18 protein-coding genes are annotated in these 24,072 nt (G+C 70.9%); 8 read left to right on the forward strand and 10 right to left on the reverse strand.

Annotation, left to right across the window (positions count from 1 at the left end; genetic code table 11):
- Nucleotides 1-10: 10 nt before the first annotated feature.
- Entirely contained in the window at nt 11-1,840 is a 1,830-nt protein-coding gene (locus ACIBHX_RS16695; RefSeq protein ID WP_397067969.1) for a S8 family peptidase, read from the reverse strand.
- A 54-nt stretch (nt 1,841-1,894) separates the two neighbouring features.
- Nucleotides 1,895-4,042, reverse strand: a complete 2,148-nt coding sequence (gene glgB, locus ACIBHX_RS16700) for a 1,4-alpha-glucan branching protein GlgB (protein ID WP_397068330.1) — start codon at nt 4,040-4,042, stop codon at nt 1,895-1,897.
- Nucleotides 4,043-4,197: 155 nt separating this feature from the next.
- Here glgB and ACIBHX_RS16705 point away from each other — a divergent pair, with 155 nt between their 5' ends.
- Together ACIBHX_RS16705 and ACIBHX_RS16710 are read left to right on the forward strand one after the other, a co-directional pair.
- Entirely contained in the window at nt 4,198-4,800 is a 603-nt protein-coding gene (locus ACIBHX_RS16705) for an NUDIX hydrolase (protein WP_397067970.1), read from the forward strand.
- A gap of 43 nt (nt 4,801-4,843) precedes the next feature.
- A complete protein-coding gene (locus tag ACIBHX_RS16710; RefSeq protein WP_397067971.1) occupies nt 4,844-5,476 on the forward strand; it encodes a DUF4328 domain-containing protein in 633 nt (210 codons plus the stop codon).
- On the opposite strand, the gene ACIBHX_RS16715 is transcribed toward ACIBHX_RS16710, so the two are convergent.
- On the reverse strand, nt 5,454-6,812 hold the full coding sequence (locus tag ACIBHX_RS16715) for an alkaline phosphatase PhoX (RefSeq protein WP_397067972.1): 1,359 nt from the start codon (nt 6,810-6,812) through the stop codon (nt 5,454-5,456). The genes ACIBHX_RS16710 and ACIBHX_RS16715 overlap by 23 nt on opposite strands.
- 212 nt (nt 6,813-7,024) lie before the next feature.
- Here ACIBHX_RS16715 and ACIBHX_RS16720 point away from each other — a divergent pair, with 212 nt between their 5' ends.
- Nucleotides 7,025-7,543, forward strand: a complete 519-nt coding sequence (locus ACIBHX_RS16720; RefSeq protein WP_397067973.1) for a hypothetical protein — start codon at nt 7,025-7,027, stop codon at nt 7,541-7,543.
- On the opposite strand, the gene ACIBHX_RS16725 is transcribed toward ACIBHX_RS16720, so the two are convergent.
- The 3 genes from ACIBHX_RS16725 to ACIBHX_RS16735 form a co-directional block, all read right to left on the reverse strand.
- Nucleotides 7,506-8,654: a copper amine oxidase gene (locus ACIBHX_RS16725; RefSeq protein WP_397067974.1), complete on the reverse strand. Its 1,149-nt coding sequence runs from the start codon at nt 8,652-8,654 to the stop codon at nt 7,506-7,508. The two genes, ACIBHX_RS16720 and ACIBHX_RS16725, sit on opposite strands and share 38 nt — an antisense overlap.
- A 1-nt stretch (nt 8,655) precedes the next feature.
- Complete coding sequence (locus ACIBHX_RS16730) at nt 8,656-9,312, reverse strand: hypothetical protein (RefSeq protein ID WP_397067975.1); 657 nt, start codon at nt 9,310-9,312, stop codon at nt 8,656-8,658.
- 87 nt (nt 9,313-9,399) lie between these two features.
- Nucleotides 9,400-12,375, reverse strand: coding sequence for a BTAD domain-containing putative transcriptional regulator (locus ACIBHX_RS16735; protein WP_397067976.1), 2,976 nt, complete (start codon nt 12,373-12,375; stop codon nt 9,400-9,402).
- 79 nt (nt 12,376-12,454) lie between these two features.
- Between ACIBHX_RS16735 and ACIBHX_RS16740 the strand changes: the two genes are divergently transcribed.
- Genes ACIBHX_RS16740 through ACIBHX_RS16755 form a run of 4 tightly spaced genes read left to right on the forward strand, consistent with a single transcriptional unit; the run spans nt 12,455 to nt 15,272 of the window.
- Complete coding sequence (locus ACIBHX_RS16740; protein WP_397067977.1) at nt 12,455-13,315, forward strand: NAD(P)-dependent oxidoreductase; 861 nt, start codon at nt 12,455-12,457, stop codon at nt 13,313-13,315.
- A gap of 40 nt (nt 13,316-13,355) precedes the next feature.
- The gene (locus ACIBHX_RS16745) at nt 13,356-13,526 is read left to right on the forward strand and encodes a hypothetical protein (protein WP_397067978.1); all 171 of its coding nucleotides are present in this window, start codon (nt 13,356-13,358) and stop codon (nt 13,524-13,526) included.
- A gap of 4 nt (nt 13,527-13,530) precedes the next feature.
- Nucleotides 13,531-14,646: a sensor histidine kinase gene (locus tag ACIBHX_RS16750; RefSeq protein WP_397067979.1), complete on the forward strand. Its 1,116-nt coding sequence runs from the start codon at nt 13,531-13,533 to the stop codon at nt 14,644-14,646.
- Nucleotides 14,643-15,272 carry a response regulator gene (locus tag ACIBHX_RS16755; protein WP_397067980.1) on the forward strand — a complete coding sequence of 210 codons (630 nt, stop codon included), beginning with the start codon at nt 14,643-14,645 and terminating at the stop codon, nt 15,270-15,272. Before ACIBHX_RS16750 ends, ACIBHX_RS16755 begins: the two co-directional genes overlap by 4 nt.
- A 118-nt stretch (nt 15,273-15,390) precedes the next feature.
- Here ACIBHX_RS16755 and ACIBHX_RS16760 read toward each other — a convergent pair whose 3' ends face one another.
- The 4 genes from ACIBHX_RS16760 to ACIBHX_RS16775 all read right to left on the reverse strand — a co-directional run bounded on the left by ACIBHX_RS16760 (nt 15,391) and on the right by ACIBHX_RS16775 (nt 21,203).
- Nucleotides 15,391-16,023, reverse strand: coding sequence for a LysE family translocator (locus tag ACIBHX_RS16760; protein ID WP_397067981.1), 633 nt, complete (start codon nt 16,021-16,023; stop codon nt 15,391-15,393).
- 12 nt (nt 16,024-16,035) lie between these two features.
- Nucleotides 16,036-17,373 carry an aminoglycoside phosphotransferase gene (locus tag ACIBHX_RS16765; protein WP_397067982.1) on the reverse strand — a complete coding sequence of 446 codons (1,338 nt, stop codon included), beginning with the start codon at nt 17,371-17,373 and terminating at the stop codon, nt 16,036-16,038.
- Between the two features lie 3 nt (nt 17,374-17,376).
- A complete protein-coding gene (gene treS, locus ACIBHX_RS16770) occupies nt 17,377-19,077 on the reverse strand; it encodes a maltose alpha-D-glucosyltransferase (RefSeq protein ID WP_397067983.1) in 1,701 nt (566 codons plus the stop codon).
- Nucleotides 19,078-19,139: 62 nt separating this feature from the next.
- Nucleotides 19,140-21,203 carry an alpha-1,4-glucan--maltose-1-phosphate maltosyltransferase gene (locus tag ACIBHX_RS16775; RefSeq protein ID WP_397067984.1) on the reverse strand — a complete coding sequence of 688 codons (2,064 nt, stop codon included), beginning with the start codon at nt 21,201-21,203 and terminating at the stop codon, nt 19,140-19,142.
- 238 nt (nt 21,204-21,441) lie between these two features.
- Between ACIBHX_RS16775 and glgP the strand changes: the two genes are divergently transcribed.
- The gene (gene glgP / locus ACIBHX_RS16780; protein ID WP_397067985.1) at nt 21,442-24,024 is read left to right on the forward strand and encodes an alpha-glucan family phosphorylase; all 2,583 of its coding nucleotides are present in this window, start codon (nt 21,442-21,444) and stop codon (nt 24,022-24,024) included.
- Nucleotides 24,025-24,072: the final 48 nt, after the last annotated feature.

Raw genomic sequence — 24,072 nt, forward strand, 5'->3', positions numbered from 1 at the left:
GGAACGACGCTCATCTGAGGGTGGCGGCGGCCTTCTGGAGGGTGGTGGGGGTGGATTTGGGGCTCAGGCGGGTCTTCTCTGCGGCCTTGAGGGAGGTCGTGCCGTTGACGCCGTGGGCCCAGTTGAGCCAGCCCGCCAGCAGGGCGCTGTCCAGGCGATCCCTGTCCGTCTTGGGGGACTTGAGTACCCGGTAGGCCTTGCCGAGCGACGAGGCCTTGGTCAGCTCGGGGAAGACGGCGCTGGCCTTCTGGACCAGGCCCAGGTAGCAGGTGAGCGTGGCGTCCGGGATCGTGCCGCTGTTGCGGTGCATCTCCACCACCCACTGCGCGGCTGTCATGCGCGATACGGCCGTGCCGCGCGTGCAGACGGGGGCGGCGGGCGCGACGGTGACCGTGACCGTCACGGTGACCGTGGGAAGCGGGATCGGGGCGGGCTTGTCCGGCTGGGACGGCTGCGAGGAGGGCTCGGGGGTGGGACCGCTGCCCGACGGTTCGGGCGAGGCCGAGGGAGGCGCCGACGGGTTCTGGGTGATCGGCGGCTGGGTTCCCGAGCCGTTGATGGCGGCCATGAGATCCAGGCGGGGAGTGCGTACCTCCGCACCGTTGGCCTGGTAGACGTACGGCCGGCCGTACTGCTTGAGCTTGTCGATCAGCTGCGTCACGGGCGTCTGCGGCGAGGCGGCCTTGAGCAGCGCGATCGCGCCCGCCACGTGCGGGGCGGCCATCGAGGTGCCACTGTGCACGGCCATCTGGTTGTCCGGCACCGAGGAGTCGATGTCGACGCCGGGCGCGAAGAGGTCGAGCAGCGCGCCGCGGTTGGAGAAGTCGGCGATCGTGTCGTCGCCGGAGGCCGCGCCGACCGTCACGGCCGAGGAGATGCAGCCGGGGAACGAGGCGCCCTCGAAGGACTCGTTGCCGGCGGCGACCACGGTGGCCACGCCCTTGGCGAGCAGTTCGTCGATCTTGGGCTTGAAGACGTCGTCGTCGCAGGCAGACTCCGACAGCTGGCCGCCCAGGCTCATGTTCACCGCGGCGATCGGCAGGGTGCCGGTGATCGAGGTGACGTGGTCAAGCGCCAGGCGCAGCGACGACTCGAAGGCCAGGATGCACGACGGCTCGCCGCAGATGTCGGGGTCGTTGACGCGGCTGAAGACCTGGACCGCGTAGATACCCGCGGCGGGGGCGACGCCGCCGCTGCCGGCCGCGATGCCCGCCACGTGGGTGCCGTGCTCGCACAGGTTCACGCCGTCGGCCACGCACTTGGCCGTCATCGAGTCGGCGGCTCGCGGGCCGAACTCGCTGGTCTGGCCGTTCGGGCACAGCGACTCGGCGCCCTGGTCGGCCGCGGAGAAGCAGGCCTCGCCCACGACCCTGTTCTGCAGGTAGGGATGGTCGGTGTCGATGCCGGTGTCGAGCACGGCCACGACCTGTCCCGCGCCCTGGAACCCCTTGGCGTGCGCCTGGTCGGCGCCGATCAGCTGCAGGTTGGACACCGCGGCGGGCGGGAAGGCGCGGTCACGGTGGATCGAGGTGACGCGCGGGTCCTTGGCCAGCGCGGCCAGCTCCTCCGCGCTGCCCTCGACGACCACGAAGGGCTGCGTGTCCGGCTTGAGCACCACGTTCAGGCTGTCGGAGGTGGCCTGGGCCGCGACGGGCGCCTTCTCGGCCGGGCTCGCCAGCTCGACGATCGCCCGCACCTTGCCGGTGTCGACGGCTAAGCCCTCTTCGAGCTTGTCCTCCGACGCGCTCGGGACCGGCACCGGGCCGTCGGCGAATGCCGGTACGGCCGGCATCAGGACGGCGCATAACGCCGCGGACGCGATCAGAGGACGTAGTCGCACGTCTCGGAGTCTAGGAAGATTTTTCCCACCCGGACAGAGGGGGATTCCTGCGAATTACCGTTCGTGATACAGCCATACCGCCCCGAGAGGGGGAACGCGCAGCGTGGTGGAGTACGGCAGGCCGTGCCGAGGCTCCTCGACGGCCTCCACCGCGCCCAGGTTGCCGACCCCGCTTCCCCAGTATCCGTACGCGTCGGTGTTGATCGCCTCTTCCCACTGCCCGCCGTACGGCAGGCCGAGCCGGTAATTCTCGTGCGGCGCGCCGCTGAAGTTGACCACGCACGCCAGCGCGGACCCGTCGGCGGCGTAGCGGATGAAGGAGAAGGTGTTGCCCGGCGCGTCGTCGGCGTCGATCCAGCGGAAGCCCTCGGGCGAGATGTCCTGCTCCCACAGGGCGGGCGTGGCGCGGTAGAGGTGGTTCAGGTCGCGCACCAGCTTCTGCACGCCCTGGTGCCCGTCGAACTCCAGCACCCACCAGTCGAGCCCGCGCTCCTCCGACCACTCCGAGCCCTGGCCGAACTCGCCGCCCATGAACAGCAGCTGCTTGCCCGGATGCGCCCACATGAACGCCAGCAGCGCCCGCAGCTGGGCGAAGCGCTGCCACTCGTCGCCCGGCATCTTGCCCAGCAGCGAGCCCTTGCCGTGCACGACCTCGTCGTGCGACAGCGGCAGCACGAAGTTCTCGCTGTAGGCGTACATCAGGGAGAAGGTCAGCTGGTGGTGGTGATACTGGCGGAAGACCGGCTCGTGCCGCAGGTAGGCCAGGGTGTCGTGCATCCAGCCCATGTTCCACTTGAAGCCGAACCCGAGCCCGCCCAGGTGCACCGGGCGCGAGACCCCCGGCCAGGCCGTGGACTCCTCGGCGATGGTCGAGATGCCCGGCGCCTCGCGGTAGGCGACCGCGTTCATCTCCTTGAGGAAGTCGACGGCCTCCAGGTATTCGCGCCCGCCGTACACGTTGGGGGTCCACTCGCCCTCGCGCCGGGAGTAGTCGAGGTAGAGCATCGAGGCGACCGCGTCCACCCGCAGCCCGTCGACGTGGAACTCCTTGAGCCAGTACACCGCGTTGGCCACCAGGAAGTTGCGCACCTCCCTGCGGCCGAAGTCGAAGACGTAGGTGCCCCAGTCGGGGTGCTCGCCCCTGGCCGGATCCGCGTGCTCGTACAGCGGGGTGCCGTCGAAGCGGGCCAGCGCCCAGTCGTCCATCGGGAAGTGCGCGGGCACCCAGTCGAGCAGCACGCCGATGCCGCGCTGGTGCAGCCGGTCCACGAACGTGCGGAAGTCGTCGGGGGAGCCGAAGCGGGCGGTCGGGGCGTAGTAGGAGGTCACCTGGTAGCCCCAGGACCCGCCGAAGGGATGCTCGGCCACCGGCATCAGCTCGACGTGGGTGAAGCCCAGGTCGCTGACGTACTCGCCGAGCTGGTCGGCCAGCTCCAGATAGCCGAGTCCGGGGCGCCAGGAGCCGAGGTGTACCTCGTAGATGCTCATCGGGGACTTCTGCGGCAGCTGCTCGGTCCGCTGGGTCGTCCACGCGTCGTCGTCCCAGACGTGCTCCGACTTCTCCACGACCGAGGCCGTTTGCGGCGGTACCTCGGTCCTTCTCGCCATGGGATCGGCTTTGTCGCGCCACACACCGTCGGCGCCGAGGATCTGGAACTTGTACCTCTGGCCCTGCCCGAGGCCGGGCACGAACAGCTCCCACACGCCCGACCGGCCCAGCGACCGCATCGGGTGCCCTTGTCCGTCCCAGTGGTTGAAGTCGCCCACGACGCGGATGCCCCGCGCGTTCGGCGCCCAGACGGCGAACGCCACGCCGTCCACGTCCTCGTGCCGCAGCACCCGCGCGCCGAGCGCCTCCCACAGCCGCTCGTGCCTGCCCTCGCCGATGAGGTGCAGATCCACCTCACCCAGCGTCGGCCAGTGCCGATAGGGGTCGAGCATGTCGTACGGCGCGCCGCCCGGATACTGGATCCGCAGCTGGTACGCGGGGACCTTGTCCAGCCCCGGCACGGTGACCTCGAAGACGCCGTGCGCCACGTGGCGCAGGTCGTGCGCCGTGCCGTCGTCGAAGACCACCTGGACGCGCTCGGCCAGCGGTCGCAGGCACCTGAACGTCATTCCTCCTGGCGCCGCGTGCGCCCCGAGGATCGAATGCGGATCGTGGTGCGCCCCTCCTGCGAGGCGGTCCAGCTCAGTCGCCATCGGCATGCCCCTAACCCTGCCCTAGTCCGGCCGGCCATCCCAGGCCCTGCCCGCTTTCACCGCTTTAATCACGGATTGCGCGAGAAAACCGTGGACTCTCGGCCGTTGATCACGATCCTGCCGCATCCGCGCTCGCTTTCTACGCAGGAACCCGCGTGTCTACCCAATCCCTGCGGAACCCGCTGCAAGGGCATCGGGAGGGGCTGTTCGCGCAGGCGGCTAGGCTGTCGGGCGTGATCCTGCCCGGGTACTCCCCGTCCACCGCCCAGGAGTCGGCCGATCTGTCGAGGATCCGCGACGCGCTCGTCGACGGCGATCCGTGGTCGCGGGCGACGGCGATGCACTTCACCGCCTCCGCCCTGATCGTGCACCCGCCCACCAGGCGCGTGCTGCTGCGCTGGCACGCCCGCCAGCAGTCGTGGATCCAGGTCGGCGGCCATGCCGACCCGGGGGAGACGGACCCGCTGGAGGTGGCGCTCAGGGAGGGCCACGAGGAGACAGGCCTGCGCGACCTCGAGCCGCTGCCGGGCTCGGATCTGGTGCACGTGGTCGTCGTCTCGGTGCCCGCCGCGCCGCACGAGCCCGCCCACGAGCACGCCGACCTGCGCTACATCCTGGCCACGGACTCGCCAGAGGAGATCCGGCCGGAGAAGCCGGGGGCGGAGCTGCGCTGGCTCACCTTCCCCGAGGCGCACGCGCTGACCGACGAGCCCAACGTCCGCGAAACCCTCACCCGCGCCGAGGCCCTTCTTCGCTGAAGATCCCTCCGCGCCGGCCGATCGCGCGCCATACTTGCCCGCCATGCATCCCTTACGCTCGGCCAGGCTGCCTGCCGTGTTCGCGCTGACAGCGTTGGCCCTTGTCTCACTCGCGTACATCGGGGCCGCATGGGCCGACCTTCAGGACGCCGCCCTGATGGACCGCTACGTGGCCGATCCGGACAGCGTCTCCATGGCGCAGTTCGACGCGAGCGACGTCACTGACTACGGCGTCGCCATGACGCTCTTCGGCACGTTCGTCATGGCCGCCCTGCTCTTCGTGAACTGGCTCTACCGGGTGCGGGACAACGCCGAGGTGCTGAGCCCGGACGAGCATCGGCACGGTCGCAGGTGGCTGACCTGGGGCTGGGCCGTGCCTGTCGTGAACCTCTGGTTCCCCAAGCGGATCGTTGACGACATCTGGAACGCCTCCGGCGACCGCTCGCAACAGCACCGGTCCGGGCTGGTGCGGGCGTGGTGGGCGGCCTGGCTGCTCAGTAATCTCTCCGGCATCGCGGTCAGTGCCGTGTTCCCGGAGGTCAGCGCGCTGACGTACCGCCTCGACGCGGTGATCGACGGGGTAGTGGTGGTGGCGGCCGGGCTGGCCGCCGTCGTCGTCTGGAAGATCACCGGGTTCCAGGAGGCCCGCCGTACTAGCCTTGCCAGGGTCCAGTGATCGCGAAGACGTAGCCCGGCGTCTGGATGTTGGCGAACAGGATCCGCCCGGTCACGTCGAAGTTGGGCCCGGTGAACTCGCTGTCGTTGAAGTCGTTGCGCGCCAGCGGGTAGGCCGTCCCCCGAGGCGTGACGCCGACCAGGTGGTTGATGCCCTCCCCGTCCTCGGCCAGGATGACCCCGCCGTACGGCGAGACCGTGATGTTGTCGGGGCCGTCGAAAGCGGTGTCCTGGGTGGGGTCGGGGTTGACGCCGAAGATGGTCTTGAGCGTGACCGTCTCGCTCTCCGGGTCGTAGAACCACACCTGCCCGTCGTGCTCGTTGACGCTGCCGTCGCTCTGCCTGGCGTAGCTGGCCACGAAGTACGCGCCGCCGTGCGACCACCAGGCGCCCTCCAGCTTGCGGCTGCGCGTCACCTGGTCGTCGGTGAACTGCTTGCGGACCGAGGTGGTCTTGGCGTCGCGCTCGGGCACGTCCACCCAGCGCACCTTGTACCGGGTGCCGGGCCGGGTGGCCTCGGACAGGTCGGCGATGTGCTGCGAGCCGTGGTAGCAGCTCATGGCCTGCAGCTGGCCCGCCGTGTCGCCGCCGGTGGCCGCGGCCAGCTCGCGCAGCGTGCCCTTGCCGCCGTGGAAGCCGCGCGGCGGCGTCCAGCGGTAGTACAGGCCATGCGGGCCGTTGGCGTCCTCGGTCAGGTAGATCCTGGCATCACGCGGCGAGACCGCGACGGCCTCATGTGAGTAGCGGCCGAGGAACTTCAGCGGCACCGGGTCCTGGTTGGCCTGCTGGTCGAAGGGGTCGACCTCGAAGACGTAGCCGTGGTCCTTCTGGAAGGCGCCGCCGGCCTTCTGCTCGGTCTCCTCGCAGGTGAGCCAGGTGTTCCACGGCGTCTTGCCGCCCGCGCAGTTGTTGTGGGTGCCGGCCAGGCTGACGTACTCGCGGACGCGCGTGCCGTGCCGGTCGACGTCGATGTTGGTGGTGCCGCCGCCCGCGCCCGGGTCGTAGGTCAGGCCCTGCAGGGCCGGCACCCGGTACGGCTCGCCGCCACCGATCTCGTGGTTGTTGACCAGAGTGGACCCGTTCCTGCTCGGAAAGCTCGCGGTGCCGTCGGCGTCGCTCGGCGTCGGCTCGCCGCTCTCCAGCAGCGTCTTGCCCGCCTCGGCGACGATCTTGTACGAGAACCCCTGCGGCAGGGCCAGCAGCCCGTTCGGGTCCGGAACCAGCGGGCCGTACCCGACGGTGGAGGCCGCGGCGGGGTTGGCGATCGCCTCCACGCTCCCGGCGATCATGATGCTCGCGGCGCCGCCGCGCAGGAAGTTACGACGTGAAACGGACATGGACACCGCCAGATGGTGAGGAACCGGCCTACAACACGCGACCCAAGTCTGCCCAGGGAACCGTTCTCTGACTCGCCAGTGTCCTCATGATGAACATTCCCTGCGAACTCCATCTGGGGGTGGAGACAGATCCCACCCTGGCTCCGATCCGCCGGAGGCCGCGGAAACCTAGCGTCGGGAGGCGTTGGATTCCCCCACGTTCAGGAGACCCGATGTCCGCGGCTCTGATCTTCTCCGGCGCCTTCCTGCTGCTGGTCCTGTTCACCCAGATGGGCAGGCACCGCATCCTGTGGTGGCGGCTGCTGTTGTCGTTCGGCGCGCTGGCCTACTTCGGGCCGACGTACCTGGGCGACGTCCGCTTCGAGGGCGGCACCCTGTGGCTGGCGGTCTGGGGCACCCTCATCGGCGTCGCGCTCGGGGTCGCCCTGGTGGCCAACATGCGGGTCGAGCGGGCGGACGGCAAGTGGTACACCGTCGCCGGCTGGCCGTACCTGGGGATCTGGGTGGTGTCGCTGCTGGGCAGGATCGCCTTCGTCTACGGCGCGGAGTACTCGCCGGGGTTCCGGCAGAGCCTGGGCGAGTTCATGGCCGACCACCACATCGCCGACCCCGGCGCGTGGGCCGCGTTCTTCGTCCTCATGGCCTTCGCCATGCTGATCGTCCGTACGGCCGGGGTCGGCGTCCGCCTCATGATCAGTAAGGGTTCCGCGGAGAGACGTCTCGCGGCGTGACGCGGAAGCCCTGCCAGTGGGTCGGCATCGGGTCGGCGTCCTCGTCGCGCGCCACGTGGTGGAAGCCCACGTTCACCCAGACCACCGGGTCGGTCACGCGTTCGTGGCCCGCGTACCTGTCGACCGACGTGCGGCAGTGCGGGGCCGCGTTCATCGTGGCCAGCCGTTCGCACGCGTGGTACTGGGTGACGTACAGGTCGGCGTGGGTGAACGCCTCGTCGGCAGGGCCCCGGTAATCGGCGCTGTCGGAGTTGTCGATCTGCCAGGAGACCGGGTGGTGGTCGGAGTTGAGTACCCGCGGGTCGACCACCCGCCACCAGCGCATCGGCCGGTTCACGGCGCCGGCCTCGCGGGTGAGGGGGGTGCGGATCATGGTGCGCTTCCCGGTGCCGTTGCCCGCGAAGTCGTACTGCTCCACCACGTCGTGGGCGCTGCCCTGGATGTCGAAGTCCATCCGCCAGAAGATGTTGTGGCTGTGCGACTCCTCGAAGTGCTTGCGGCCCACCCCGATCGGCCAGCCGTGACCGGGCGAGGTCACGGTCCCGGCCAGCGAGCCGGTCGCGCCCACCCGTGGCGTGATGGAGCCGTCGTCGCCGAAGACCCACTCGGCGATGTAGGTGTACCAGCCCACCTGGTAGGCCGACAGCACCACCAGCTCGCGTGCCTGCCGCGACCTGCGCTCGGCCGGGTCGCCGTAGCCGTCCTTGAGGTAGCCGAGGCCGCGCTCCCTGGTCGTCACGCACACCAGCTGCGTGCGCCGCTCCCCACCGGGGCAGTCGGCGCCGGTCAGCGGGATCGCCATCTGCCCGAGCGACCCGATGTCGTGGTAGCGCGGCTCGCCGCTGTCGTAGGGCACGTGGATCTGCGCGAGCGCCGCGCTGCGCAGCACGCTCACCTCGGCGCCGCCCTTGGGGGTGTAGCTGACCCGGTTGAGGGTCAGCCCCTCGACGTTGCGCATCTCCCAGCACATCCGCCAGCGCGCCCCGTCGGGCAGGGTCTCGTCGATGCGGTACGGCGAGCCGCACACGTTGGCGTTCGCCGTGGTCGCCACGGGCGGGACGACGTGTCCGGCGGCCGCGACGAAGGCCGCTAAGGCCAGTCGGAGGAACAACTCACCACTCCAGGGTCCGGACCTGCCCAGCCGACAGGTCGATGACGATGCGGCTGGTGTCGAGGAACTTGCCGCCGGGCAGCCGGACGAACAGCCGCACGCACCGGTGGGTCGCGCACGGCCCGCTCGGCGCGGTGTAGATCAGCCCGCGCAGCCCCAGGTCGGCCGCCGAACGCAGGGGCCGGCCCGCCGCCCTGGCGTAGGCCTGCCGTACGGCCTTGCCCAGCTTGGGGTCGGCCAGCAGCAGCTCGCCCGCGCGCAGCTCCTCGTGCGGCGAGGGCGGCGGCTGGACGCCCTTGCCCGCCGACTCCTTGACGACCTTGCCCTCGCCCAGGTCGACCGTGCGGACGATGAGCGAGTCGGCCGTGTAGTCGTAGATGTAGGCCTCGGCCCGCCGGGAGTCCTGCTCGGCCTTGTCGTCGTCGCGCTCGACGTAGAGCAGCTCGGCCCGGCCGGCCGCGAGGTGGCCGCGCGAGCCCACCATGGCGATCTCCGTGGCGCGCCTGACCTCGCCCGGCGTGAGCGGATCGCCCGGCGCGGGGGCCGTCTCCGCCACCCCGGCCGCCTGCGGCGCGTCGTCGCCGGACAGCAGCAGCGCCGCACCCGCGAGCACCAGCACCGCCAGGGACGAGGCGGCTAGCACCACTACTCGCCGCATGCCAGCTCCTTTACTCTTAGTTGGCAATCGCCCACGAAGAGTAGCCAAAGCGGATCCCGCGATCAGGAAAACCGGTGTAATCCCTCGTCAGAGCGCCCGGATCCGAGCGGCGATCCGGTCGACGTCGCCCCGCTCGCCCGGCGGCAGCGGCGCGCCCACCGACAGCCGCAGCTCCCCGGCCTCGGCAAGCAGCCGTTCCGCCTCCGCCGCATCCCCGCGCAGGCTGTGCGCCCCGGCCAGCCCCTCCAGCGCCAGCGCGATCGCCCGCGGATCCCCGGTACGGCGAGCCGTCTCCAGCCCCTCGCGGTGGAGCCCGAGCGCGGCCTCGGCGTCGCCCCGCTGCTCGGCCACGAAACCCAGCTCGGCCAGGATGAACGCGGCGCCTGGATCGCCCGCCACCTCGCGCACCCAGCCCAGCCAGGTCCGCAGGTACCGCTCGGCCTCCTCCAGCCGCCCCTGCCTGCGGGCGACGATGGCCAGCCCGATCTCGGCGAACTCCTGCGCGGGCCGGTTCGACTGCGCCAGCGCCAGCCGCCTGGCCCGCTCGTGCAGGTCCTCGGCGCGCTCCAGGTCGCCGGTCAGCAACGCGATCCTGCCCAGCTTGGACAGCGCGTCGGTCGCCGTGGCCGCCAGTCCCAGCTCCTCGGCGGCCCGCAGCACCTCGCCGCGCAGCTCCTCGGCCCTGGCGTAGTCGCCGGTGATCTCGGCCAGCGTGGCCAGGTTCTCCGCGGCCCGCGCCTCGCCCCACCGGTCGCCCGTCTCGCGGAACAGCGCCAGTCCGCGCTCGCCGTCGCGTTCGAGCGCGGCCAGGTCGCCGCGGAACAGCGCCAGCCTGGCCCGCACGCTCAGCGCGGCGGCGACGCCCCAGCGGTCGCCGTGCGCCTCGAACTCCTTCAGCGCCGCGCCGAGCAGTTCCTCCACGGTCGCGGCGTCGTCGTAGCCGAACAGCGAGAAGGCCAGGAACCAGCCGGCCCGCGCCCGCTCCAGCGGGTCCGCGATCTCCTCGTGCCGCCGCCCGCCCGGCGCCGGTCCGTGCCCCGCCAGCATCCGCAGCCCGGCCAGCCACACCTCGGTGCGGGCGTCGGGGGAGACGGTCAGCGCCGACTCCAGTGCCCGCTGGGCCTCGCCGAGCCGGCCGCGCAGGATCCAGTACCACGCCAGGGAGCCGACCAGCAGGGACGCGGTGTCCGCGGCGGCCTGCCGTACAGCGGGCTCCAGGTCGGACGCCGTCGCCTGCCGTACGGCGGTTTCCAGTGCGGCGCGGAGGTTGGCGGCCTCGGCGTCGAGGACGGCGAGCCAGCGGCGCTGGTCGTCGCCGCGCAGGCAGGGAGCGGCGCGGGCGGCGAGGGCGGCGTGGTGGCGGGCGTGGCGCAGCTCGACCGCGGCCTGCTCGCCCGCCTCGGCCAGGCGCTCGCGGCAGTAGGCGGCGACGGACTCCAGCAGCCGGTAGCGGCCGGTGGGGGTACGCGTCACCAGAGAGCGGTCGACGAGGTTGGCCAGCAGGGGCAGGACGTCCAGCCCGGGCTCGGCGCAGACGGCCTCGGCCGCCTCCAGCGTGCAGCCGTCGGCGTGGACGGCCAGGCGGCGCAGGACCAGGCGTTCCTGATCGGGCAGCAGCTCCCAGCTCCAGTCGATCATCGCGCGCAGCGTCCGCTGCCTGGCGGGCGCGTCGCGCTTGCCGGCGGCCAGCAGGCCGAACCGGTCGTCGAGCCGGTCGGCCAGCTGGCGCGGTGTCAGGACCCGCGCCCGGGTGGCGGCCAGCTCCAGCGCCAGCGGGATCCCGTCCAGCCGCGCACAGATCTCCGCCACAGCCTCACTGTCGTGCTCGGAGTCGGCCAGGCCCGCGCGGGCGTTGAACAGGCGCACCGCCGCCTCCAGCGGCAGCGGGGGCACGCTCCAGGCCGCCTCGCCCGCGATGCGCAGCGGCTCCTGGCTGGTGGTCAGCACCCGCAGTCCTGGCGCGGCCCGCAGCAGGCGGCCGGCCAGCGCGGCCACTTCGTCCACCACGTGCTCGCAGTTGTCCAGCACGAGCAGTGTCTCGGCGCCCCGCAGGACGCCCGCGAGCCGCTGCTCGACCGGCTCGGTCCCGTCGTCGCGCAGCCCGAGCACCCCGGCCACCGCCTCGGCCACCTCGACGGTGGTACCCGGGCTCAGCGACGACAGCTCCACCAGCCACACCCCGCCGGGGAAGGCGAGGCCCGGCTCGGCCGCCGCCTCCAGCGCCAGGCGCGTCTTGCCCACGCCGCCCGGCCCGGTCAGCGTGACCAGCCGGTTGCCCTCGAGCAGGGCCCTGACCTCGGCCACGGCCTCCTCCCGCCCGATCAGGTCGCTGACGGGGGCCGGCAGGTTGGTGCGCGGCGGCTCGGCCAGGGACAGGCCGGGGTCCTGCCGCAGGATGGCCTGGTGCAGGGCGGTCAGCTCGGGCGAGGGGTCCACGCCGAGCCCGTCCGCCAGCTGTACCCGCAGATCCTCGTAGGAGGCCAGCGCCTCGCCCTGCCGACCGGCCCGGTACAGGGCGCGCAGGTGTACGGCGCGCAGCCGCTCGCGCAGCGGGTGCGAGGCCACCAGGTCGCCCAGGTCCGCGGCGAGCGCGGCGTGCTCCCCGCGCTCCAGCCGGAGCCCGGCCAGCTCCTCCTGCGCCGCCAGGCGCAACTCCTCCAGCCTGGCCGCCGGGGCCTTGGCGAACTCCTCGTCCTCGAACCCGGCGTAGGCGGGCCCGCGCCACAGCGCCAGCGCCTCGGTGAACGCCTTCCCCGCGACCAGGTCCTGGAAGTGGTCGGCGTCCACGGCTCCGGCGTGCAGTGTGTAGCCGGCGGCGCCGAACGTGATCGCGTCCTTGCCCAGGATCCTGCGCAGCTGGGACACCTTCACCCGCAGCGCCGCCAGCGCGTTGCCGGGCGGCCGTTCGCCCCACAGATCCTCGGCCAGGCGGCCGGTGGAGACGGGACGGCCGCGGCCGGCCAGCAGCACGGCCAGGAGCAGGCGGACCTTCGCCTCGGGAACGGCGACGGGCTCGCCGTCGTCCGTCCAGACCGCGAGCGGGCCCAGCACCCCGAACCGCATCCATCCCCCCATAACCCCATCGAAATCCGACCATAACGCGCCCCGGCCAGGGTGAAGACCATCTGAAAGGAGTAGTGAGATGTCGGAAACTGTGGTCGTTCTCGGGCTTGGACTGATGGGGCGGGCGCTTGCTCGCACCCTGGCGGCGGCGGGCCACTCCGTCACCGTGTGGAACAGGACGCCGGGCCGGGCCCCGGAGCTGGAGGTGGCTCGCGCCTCGACCCCGGCGCAGGCCGTGGCGGCGGCGCGGCTGGTGATCGCCTGCGTGCTCGACTACCCGGCCGTGTACGAGACGCTCGACGGCGTCGACCTGGAGGGCAAGGTGCTGGTGAACCTGACCACCGGGCGGCCCTCCGAGGCGCGGGAGGCGGCCGGGTGGGCCGCCGGGCGCGGGGTGGAGTACCTGGACGGCGGGATCATGGCGGTGCCCCAGATGATCGGCGGGCCGGGGGCCTCGATCCTCTACAGCGGGTCGCGGGCGGCCTTTGAGCAGTACCAGGCGGTGCTCGAGCCGCTGGCCGTACCGAGCTATCTGGGGGAGGACCCCGGGATGGCCTCGCTGCAGGACCTGGCGATGCTGACCGGCATGTACGGGCAGATCGCCGGATTCCTCCAGGCGGCGGCGCTGGTGGACGCCGCGGGCGTGGGGCCGGTGGAGTTCACCCGGACGCGGCTGGTGCCGTGGATGCGGTCGATGCTGGAGCTGCTGCCGGCCTGGGCGCGCGACATCGAGGCCAAGTCGTACGCCACGGAGGTGTCCAACCTGGAGATCAACGCCTCAGGTCTGGTCAACCTCACGCGCGCCTTCGACGAGCAGGGCGTCCCGTTCGAGCTGCTGGCGCCGCTGCGCGACCTGACGGCTCGCCGCGTCGCCCGCGGCCACGGCGACCAGTCGCTGTCCAGCCTCTTCGAGGAGCTCCACCCGGATCTCCACCATTAGGAGGTACGGCTCCACCCGGGTCGCTTCCTAGGTTCGCGGCATGGACAAAGTGCTCTACGTGCTCCGGCGAATCCTGGAGGCGAACGGAGGGAAGATGAACGGGAAAGTCATCATCGCGCTCATCGTGGCCGCTGCGGTGGTCGTCGTCGGGTTCATCGCGTTCCGCCTGCTGATGGTGGAGATGATTCTCAACATGAGGGGATCGCACTAACGACATGGCGGAGGTGTGGGAGCGGGTCAAGCGCCTGCTGTCGGCCGACGACCCGGAGACGGGGCAGCTGGTCAGATACGTGATCACGGTGCTGCTCGGGCTGACTCTGGCCTTCGCCGCCCCGGCCGCCGCGCCGGCGCTGGTGTGGACCGCGCTGAGCGTCAGCCTGGCCTGCTGGCTGGGCTTCGTGGCGCTGGACAGGCGGGCGCACCGGGTGGCGCTGGCGGCGCTCGCGCTCGGCTCCGCCGTGGCGGCGCTCGCGGTCGGGCCCGACGGCAGCGAGGGGATCATCTTCCTGTTCGCCACGCTGCTGCTGTTCGCCGCGCACCTGACGCCTCCGGTGTGGGCGATCCTGGCCGTGGCCGCCGCGGACATGGCGCTCATGCTGGGCGGCATGCTGTGGTTCGGCAGGGATCCCACGTCGATGGCCACGCACGCGGCGGTCCTGGTGATGACGCTGCTGTTCGCGCTGCACCGGCGGCAGTTCCGGCAGGGGCAGCTCGACAGGGCGCGGGCGGTGGCGCTGGACGAGCGGACCAGGATCGCCAGGGAGCTGCACGACGTGCTGGCCCACTCGCTGGGCGCGCTGCGCGTGCAGCTCGAGGTGGCCGACGCCATGCTCACCGAGAAGGGCGACGTCGAGGGCGCCGCCCAGCGGGTCAGGCGCTCGCTGCGGCTGGCCACCGACGGGATGATCGAGGCCAGGGCCGCGGTGGCGGCGCTGCGCGAGGACGTGCCGCCGCTGCCCGAGGCCCTGTCGGCGCTCGCCGCCGCGCACCGCCGCGACCACGACACGCAGGTCGACGCCCGCACGGCCGGCACGCCCCGCCCCGTCGCGCCGGCCGTCGAGGTCGCCCTGCTCCGCACGGCCCGCGAGGCGCTCACCAACGCCGCCAAACACGCTCCTGCCCTGCCTGTGTCGATGACCCTCACCTTCACCGACCGCGCCGTCACCCTCCGCGTCCACAACCCCTTCCCCGGTACGGCACAGCACCGCGAACCCCGCCTGGGCGGGTATGGGCTGGCGGGGATGCGGGAGAGGCTGGCGCTGATCGACGGGACACTGGAGGCGGGACCCCGCGAGGGGGAGTGGCGGGTCACGGCGGAGGTACCGGGATGAGGGTGCTGGTGGTGGACGACCAGCAGATCATGCGCGAGGGCCTGGTGGCGCTCATCGAACTGATGGACGACATCGAGGTGGCAGGCGACGCCGCCAACGGCGAGGAGGCGCTGCGCCTGGTCGCCGCCGAACGCCCCGACGTGGTCCTGATGGACCTGCGCATGCCCGTCATGGACGGCGCCGAGGCCACCAGGCGCATCACCCGCGACCACCCCGAGGTCGCCGTCCTGGTCCTGACCACCTACGACGACGACGAGTCGATCACCGCCGCGTTGCTGGCCGGCGCCCGCGGCTACCTCACCAAGGACGCGGGCAGGGCCGAGATCGCGGCCGCGCTCCGCTCGGCGGCGGCGGGGCAGTCCACGTTCGCCGAGCCGGTCTCCCGGCGCCTGGTCGAGGCCCTGTCACGCCGGGAGCCTGGCCCGGTGGCGGACCCGCCCGACGGGCTCACGGTCAGGGAGGTGGAGGTGCTGCGCCTGATCGCGCGCGGGCTCAACAACGCCGAGATCGCCGCCACCCTGGTCATCGCCGAGACCACGGTGAAAACGCACATCAACAACGCCTTCGCCAAGATCGGCGTGCGCAACCGCACCGAGGCCGCGGGCTACGCGCACCGCCGCCTGTGATCAGCACACGTCAGCGATCGACGGGCCGCCGTACTCCTTGGCGTCCGACGGGCTGCCGCACACGTCAGCGATCGACAGACCGCCGTACTCCTCGGCGTCCGACGGCCAGCTGCACACGTCAGCGATCTACGGCCAGGCGTATGCCGAGCCCGATGAAGATGCCGCCGGTGGCGATGTCGATGCCGCGCTTGGCGGCCTGCCGGCGGCGCAGCCAGCCGGCGATCCGCCCGGCGAGCACCCCGACCGTGCCGTCGACGATGAACTCCAGCACGATCAGGATCACGCCGAGGACCGCGAACTGCAGCCACACGTGGCCCAGCGCCGGGCTGATGAACTGCGGCAGGAACGCGATCGTGAACGTGACCATCTTCGGGTTGAGCAGGTTGGTCACCAGCCCGTTGAGGTAGGCGCGCCGACCGGAGATCCGCGGGCCGGAGGCGGGATCCAGCCCCTGGGTGTCCTTGCGGTGGCGGATCGTCCGCACGCCCAGGTAGATCAGGTAGGCGGCGCCGACCACCCGGACCACGGTGAAGGCGAGCGGGACGGCGGCGAACAGGGCCGCCAGGCCCGCGGCGGCCACCGCGACGTGGACGGCCTCGCTCGTGGCCACCCCGGCCGTGGCCAGCAGCCCCGCACGCGGGCCGCCGCGCATCCCGCACCCCAGGATGAACAGCATGTCCGGCCCCGGAGTGATCATCGCGATGACCGTGGTCACCATGAACAATGCGAGCAGGTGCGGGTCGAGGACCATGACCCCATCATCTCATTCGGGTTCCTGGAAGGCGGCCAGCGGGATCGGCAGCCAGCTGGGCCGGTTGCGGGCCTCGTAGACGACCTCGTAGACGGCCTTGGACAGCTCGAAGGCGCGCAGCAGCGTGGCGTCGGCGGCGTCCAGATGACCGCCGCCCTTGGTGTACCCCTCGAGGAAGGCGGCCTTGTTGCGGTCGGCCCACTCGGCCGCCCGGGGCTCCAGGGGCTTGGGGTCGGGGTGGTCGGCCAGCAGGTGGCGCGAGGCGTACTCGAAGGAGCGCAGCATGCCCGCCACGTCCCGCAGCGGCGAGTAGAGCGCCCGGCGCTCGGCCAGCGGCTGCCCCGGCTCGCCCTCGAAGTCGAGCACGATCCAGTCGGTCGGCGTCCGCATGACCTGGCCCAGGTGGTAGTCGCCGTGGACGCGCTGCACCGGGACCGGCCTGGACAGCCCCTCCACCGCCAGGAACGCCGCCTCGGCCACCTCGGCGTTCTCGCGCAGCGCCGGGACCTCGGCGGTGGCCAGGGCCAGCCGGCGGAGGAAACCCTCGGCCATCCGCCTGACCTCGGCCGGGTCCATCACATCCGTCGGGAAGGCTGCGGCCAGCTCCACGTGGATGCGGGCGGTGGCCATGCCCAGCCGCCGCGACTCGGCGACGAAGTCGCCGCCGGCCAGCTCGCCGGTCACTTCGGGCAGCGAACCGTACAGGTCGCGGACGCTGGCCAGCGCCAGCCCCCACCCGTCGTTGGCGGTCGCCAGGAACTCCTGCATGAAGGCCAGCGTCGTGGCCGTGCCGTCCAGGTCGGTCTCGATCCACCCGTACGGCCGGGCGATATGGGGAGCGTCGCGCTCGGCCAGCGCGGTGACCACTTCCAGCTCGGGGTTCACGCCGGGGATGAGGCGGCGGAAGAGCTTGCAGATGTAGGCGTCGCCGTACACCAGCGAGGTGTTGGACTGCTCGGCGCCCAGGACCAGGCTGCGCAGCGAGGTGTCGATGTCGAGGCCGTGCATGTGGCGGAATCGGACGCCGTCCCAGGCCCGGTCGGTGGCCATCCCCTCCAGCAGCCAGCAGGTGAGGGCCGGGTCGTGCGCGGCGTCGTAGTAGTAGGTGCCGTCATCCACCCCGATGAGGGAGTGGGACAGGCGGTCTGGCAGCTCGGTCCGCGTGCCGAGCAGGAGCTGGTAGCGGTCGCGGGAGCCCGCCTGCCAGACAGAGATGATCAGATGCCGGAGCCCCGGGTCGTCGGCGTGGAGCGTGAGATCGGACTCGACACCGAGCGAGTCGATCGGGCGCCCCTTGCCCGCGAACCAGCGCTGATGGGTGATCCAACGGGCAAGGAGCTCCTCAAGCACGTCTTACTCCTCCTGGACGGCGGCCGGTGGGAGGGTGAACCAGTAGAAACCATGCCCAGGAAGCGTCAAAAGATACGGAAGTTCGCCAATCGCTGGAAATGGGACCCCGCCCATCGTCTCGACGGGCGAGACGCCGACGAATCTCCGCAGGTCGAGCTCCACAGGCTGTGGGAACCGCGAGAGGTTGTTGACGCACAACATGCGATCATCACCGAATTCGCGGACGAATGCCAGTACGGACGGATTCGACGAGTTGAGCTCGATGAACTCGCCCGTGCCGAACACCGGGTGCCGCTTGCGGATCTCGATCATCCGCTTCGTCCAGTGCAGCAACGAGGCGGCGTTCTTCTGCTGCGCCTCGACGTTGATCGCCTGGAAGCCGTAGATCGGGTCCATGATCACCGGCAGGTAGATGCGGCCGGGGTCACAGTCGGAGAACCCGGCGTTGCGGTCGGGATCCCACTGCATCGGGGTCCTGACGCCGTCGCGGTCGCCGAGCCAGATGTTGTCGCCCATGCCGATCTCGTCGCCGTAGTACAGCACCGGGGAGCCCGGCAGGCTCAGCAGAAGGGCGGTGAACAGCTCGATCTGGTTGCGGTCGTTCTCCAGCAGAGGGGCGAGTCTGCGACGAATCCCGACATTTGCCCGCATGCGCGGATCTTTGGCGTATTCCGTGTACATGTAGTCGCGCTCTTCGCTCGTCACCATCTCGAGCGTCAGCTCGTCGTGGTTGCGAAGGAAGATGCCCCACTGGCAGTTCTCCGGGATCTTCGGCGTCTGGGCCAGGATCTCGGAGATCGGGTAGCGGGACTCGCGGCGCACCGCCATGAAGATGCGCGGCATGAGCGGGAAGTGGAAGGCCATGTGGCACTCGTCGCCGCCGCCCACCGGGTCGCCGAAGTACTCCACCACGTCCGACGGCCACTGGTTGGCCTCGGCCAGCAGCACCCTGTCGGGGAAGAGCCGGTCGACCTCGGTCCTGACCCGCTTGAGGTACTCGTGGGTCCTGGGCAGGTTCTCGCAGTTGGTGCCCTCTTCCTCGAAGAGGTACGGCACGGCGTCCAGCCGGAACCCGTCAATGCCCAGGTCGAGCCAGAAACGCAGCACTTCGAGCATCGCGTCCTGCACCGCCGGGTTCTCGTAGTTGAGGTCCGGCTGGTGATGGAAGAAGCGATGCCAGTAGTACTGCCCGCGCACCGGGTCGTAGGTCCAGTTGGACGCTTCCGTGTCGATGAAGATGATCCTGGCATCCTGGTAGCGCTCGTCCGAGTCGGACCACACGTAGAAATCGCCGAATGGTCCCTCGGGGTCGTGCCGGGATGCCTGGAACCACGGGTGGGCGTCGCTGGTGTGGTTCATCACCAGGTCGGCGATGACCCGCATGCCGCGCTTGTGCGCCTCGTCAACCAGTTTCACGAAGTCGCCGAGGTCGCCGAACTCGGGGAGGATCTTCATGAAGTCGGCGATGTCGTAGCCGCCGTCGCGTAGCGGCGACTCGTACAGGGGCAGCAGCCACAGGCAGTCGACTCCCAGCCACTGCAGGTAGTCGAGCTTGCTGATCAGGCCCTTGATGTCGCCGGTGCCGTCGCCGTTGGAGTCGGCGAAACCCCGGATCAGCACCTCGTAGAAGACCGCTCGCTTGTACCAGTAAGGATCGCGAGGCTTCTCCTCGTCGAAAGAATTGGGGATGGGGGCAGCGCTCATGAGGCTTCGCCCGAGAAGGAGGTGTTTTCACGCATGTTGAAGACTCCCCGCTGAATTCTGATCTACCGTGGCGCGGCTCGTACGGTGAGGATGTGGGCTGGCTGGATGTGGGGATCGAGGCGGACGTAGTTCCTCTGCCGCCAACGATACGACTCGCCCGACAGCTCGTCGTCGACGACGAACTCGGCGTTCCAGTCGAGACCGAGAGCGGGCAGGTCGAGCTCGACCGTCGCCTCGTGGGTGTTGTGTGGATCCAGATTGACGACCGCCAGAACGACGTCGCCCAGCCCGTGCCTTCGTGTGGCCGGATCGTAGGCGCCGGGCAGCCGCTTGGAGAAGCAGATCATGTCCGGGTGGTCGACCTGGTGGAACCGTAGATTACGCAATTCCTGGAGTGCCGGATGGGCTCTTCGGAACAAATTCAGCTGGGTGATGAAGGGCGCGAGGCTGCGGCCCTCTCGCTCCGCGGCGACCCAGTCGCGAGGTCTGTACTGATATTTCTCGCTGTCCAGGTATTCCTCGCTGCCCGGGCGGACCGGGACGTTCTCCGCGAGCTCGTACCCCGAGTAGACGCCCCACGTGGGCGAGGCCAGCGCCGCCAGCACCGCCCGCAGCTTGAACGCGGGGACCCCGCCCTGCTGCAGGAACTCGTGCAGGATGTCGGGCGTGTTCACGAACAGGTTGGGCCGCAGGAAGTACGAGGTCTCCTGGGCCAGCTCCGTCAGGTAGGTCTCCACGTCGTACTTGGAGTTCTTCCAGGTGTAGTACGTGTACGACTGGTGGTAGCCCACCTTGGCCAGCATCTGCAGCATCGGCGGCCGGGTGAACGCCTCGGCCAGGAAGATCACGTCAGGGTCGGTCGTGCGGATGTCGGCCAGCAGCCGCTCCCAGAAGGCGACCGGCTTGGTGTGCGGGTTGTCCACCCGGAAGATCCGCACCCCGTGGTCCATCCAGTGCCGCAGCACCCGCCTGACCTCGGCGTAGATCCCCTCGGGGTCCTTGTCGAAGTTGATCGGGTAGATGTCCTGGTACTTCTTGGGCGGGTTCTCGGCGTAGGCGATCGACCCGTCGGCCCTGATCGTGAACCACTCCGGGTGCTCCTTGACCCACGGGTGGTCGGGCGAGCACTGCAGCGCGAAGTCCAGCGCCACCTCCATGCCCAGCTCCCGCGTGCGGTCGACGAACTCGTCGAAGTCGTCGATCGTGCCCAGGTCGGGATGGAGCGCGTCGTGCCCGCCGTCCTCCGAGCCGATGGCCCACGGTGAGCCCGGGTCGTCCAGCTCCGGGCTGAGCGTGTTGTTGCGTCCCTTGCGGAACGTGCTGCCGATCGGGTGGACGGGCGGCAGGTAGACCACGTCGAAGCCCATCCGGGCGACCGCGGGCAGCCGCTTGGCCGCGGTCTGGAGATTTCCTGACTTGGAGATGCCGGAATCGTTGACGATCGCCCCCTCGGACCTGGGGAAGAACTCGTACCACGAGCCGTACAGCGCCCTGCGCCTGTCGACCCGGATACGCTGCTGCTTCGAGCGCGTCACCATGTCCCGCAGCGGGTGCGCCGCCAGCAGCGCCGCCGTCTCCGGCAGCTGCGCGACCGACAGCCGCGCCCGCGGGTCGAGGTTCTCATCCCGCAGGGTCGCCGAGACGGCCAGCAGCGCCGCCCGGTGCCCGCACGCCCCCTCGCCGCCGTTCTTGCCGCGGCCGTTGCCCTCCTGCGGGGCAGGGCAGTCGGCCAGCCGTACGGCTTTCGCGGCGCGCTCGAACAGGCGGGCGCCTTCCTCGCACATCAGATCCACGTCCATGCCGCGCGGGATCTTGATCTCGGCGTCGTGCAGCCAGGTGGCGATCGGGTCGCTCCAGGCCTCCACCCGGAACTGCCACTCGCCCTCGGACGGCAGGCACACGGGCACGTCCCACCTGTCGGTCCCCTTGGCCTGCTCGCGCATCGGTTTCAGGCGTTCTCGCTGTCCGTCGGGTGTGGTGAGTACCACCCCCGCAGCCACGGCATCGTGGCCCTCGCGGAAGACGGTCGCGGCGATCTCGAAGGTCTCACCGGCGACCGCTTTGGCGGCCCACTGCCCGCAGTCGACTACGGGGTGGATGTCCGTGATGGGAATTCGACCGATCATCGCATCTCTCGGTTGCGGCGGCACGTCAGGCGTCGCCGGAGGCTTCCAGGGCAAGAACGATCCTTGCATCTCGAGGGCGGCTAACGGCGGACCAGCATCCCGAGTCGCGCCCGGGATAGCCATATGCGGGAGATGCCCCAATGCTCTCTCTTCATGCTTCTTCGCGGAAGGGGTTTCAAGCGGCATGTCCCCGGTGAAGGACGTCAGAGGTCCCGACTACCCCCTAGGGTTCAGAAACGTGAGAGCAATCCGCCGGTTCACCGTCCGCACCGTCCTGCCCGCGGAGCTGGCCGCCCTCGGCGAGCTCGTGCAAAACCTGCGCTGGTCCTGGCATCCCGAGACGCTTGACCTGTTCGCCGAGGTCGACCCCCAGCTCTGGGAGCAGGTCGGCCACGATCCGGTCGCGCTGCTCGGCGCCGTCGGCCCCGCCAGGCTCTCCGAGCTGGCCGGCGACCGGCGCTTCCTGCGCAGGCTCGCCGACGCCGCCGACGACCTGCGCGAGTACATGACCGCGCCACGCTGGTACCAGACTCTGCCCGACGCCGCCCGCGCCATCGCCTACTTCTCTCCCGAGTACGGCATAGCCGCCGCGCTGCCCCAGTACTCGGGCGGCCTGGGCATCCTGGCCGGCGACCACCTGAAGACGGCCAGCGACCTGGGCGTGCCGATCCTGGCCGTCGGCCTGCTCTACCGGCACGGCTACTTCACCCAGTCGCTCTCGCCCGAGGGCTGGCAGCTCGAGCACTACCCGTCGCTGGATCCCGGCGGCCTGCCGTTGAGCCTGCTGAAGGAGGACGACGGCACCCCGGTCAAGATCCGCATCGGCCTGCCCGACGGGCGAGCCCTGCACGCCCAGCTCTGGGTCGCCAAGGTGGGCCGGGTGCCGCTGCTCCTGCTCGACTCCGACGTGGCCGACAACGACACCGCCGCCCGCGACGTCACCGACCGGCTCTACGGCGGCGGCACCGACCACCGGCTGATGCAGGAGCTCCTGCTCGGCGTGGGCGGCGTGCGGGCCATCCGCGCCTACTGCCGCATCACCGGGCACGCCGACCCCGAGGTCTTCCACACCAACGAGGGCCACGCCGGCTTCCTCGGCCTGGAGCGGATCAGGGAGCTGACCGAGGCCAGGCTCAGCTTCGACGAGGCACTCGAGGCGGTCCGCGCCGGCACCGTGTTCACCACGCACACGCCGGTGCCCGCCGGCATCGACCGGTTCCCGGTGGAGATGATCGAGCGGCAGTTCGGCGGCGACAACGCCTGGCCGACCGTGCCCGTGGAGCGCATCCTGGCGCTCGGCGCCGAGAGCGAGCCCGGCCGCTTCAACATGGCCGTCATGGGCATGCGCCTGGCCCAGCGCGTCAACGGCGTGTCCGAGCTGCACGGCGAGGTCAGCAGGGAGATGTTCAAGGACCTGTGGCCCGGCTTCGACGTGGACGAGGTGCCGATCGGCTCGATCACCAACGGCGTCCACGCGCCCACCTGGGTGGGCCGCGAGCTGATGGAGCTGGCGGGGCGGGAGCTGCCGTCGGTGCTGGAGAGGTCGCGCGGCTGGGAGGGCGTGGAGAAGATCTCCGACGCCGACATCTGGGACATCCGCGGCAAGCTGCGCGGCCGCCTGGTCGAGGGCGCCCGGGTACGGCTGCGCAAGTCCTGGCGCGACCGCGGGGCCTCCGACGCCGAGCTGGGCTGGATCGACGACGCGCTCGACCCCGAGGTGCTGACCATCGGCTTCGCCCGGCGGGTGCCGTCCTACAAGCGGCTCACGCTCATGCTGCGCGATGCCGAGCGGCTGACCTCGCTGCTGCTCGACCCGCACAAGCCGGTGCAGATCGTGATCGCGGGCAAGGCCCATCCGGCTGACGAGGGCGGCAAGAAGCTCATCCAGCAGATCGTGAAATTCGCCGACTCGCCCGAGGTGCGGCATCGGATCGTGTTCCTGCCCGACTACGACATGGCACTCGGGCAGCTGCTGGTCCAGGGCTGCGACGTCTGGCTCAACAACCCGCTGCGCCCGCTGGAGGCCTCCGGCACCTCGGGCATGAAGTCGGCGCTGAACGGCGGGCTCAACCTGTCGATCCGCGACGGCTGGTGGGACGAGTGGTACGACGGCACCAACGGCTGGGCCATCCCCACCGCCGACGGCGTCTCCGACACCGACCGCCGCGACGAGCTCGAGGCCGCCGGACTCTACGACCTCATCGAGCACGAGGTGTCCGACCGCTTCTACGACCGTGGCGCCTCCGGGCCGCCGCGCCGGTGGATGGAGATGGTCAAGCACACGCTCACCTCGCTCGGCCCCAAGGTGCTGGCGGGCCGGATGCTGCGCGACTACGTGGTCGGCCTCTACTCGCCCGCCGCCGCCTCCGCGCGCGCCCTGTCCGCCGACTCCTACGGCCAGGCCAAGGCGTACGCCGCCTGGCGTCTGCGCCTCGCCAGGGCCTGGCCGGGGGTCCGCGTGGAACACGTGGAGGCCTCAGGGGTGGGCGACACGCCGGAAGTGGGCGCCACCCTGATGATCCACGCCACCATCGCCCTGGGAGACCTGGACACCACCGACGTCCGCGTCCAGGCGGCCTACGGCCGGGTGGGCGAACACGACGAGCTCATCCACCCCCACTACGTGGATCTCAGCCCCGACTCGGCCGACGACGACGGCCGCGCCCACTACACGGGCACGGTCCCGCTCGACCGCACGGGCGCCTTCGGCTACACGGTCCGCGCGGTCCCGCACCACCCGCTCGCGGCCTCTCCCGCCGAACTGGGCCTCATCGCCGTCCCAGAGGAACCCGCCGGCATGACCAACGGCACCCTTCGCTGACCCCCGGCAGCCGCCCCGCGCAGGCGGGGCGGCTGCCGGGCGAGGGTG

Source organism: Nonomuraea sp. NPDC050536 (genome assembly GCF_044457685.1).
Lineage (GTDB): Bacteria > Actinomycetota > Actinomycetes > Streptosporangiales > Streptosporangiaceae > Nonomuraea.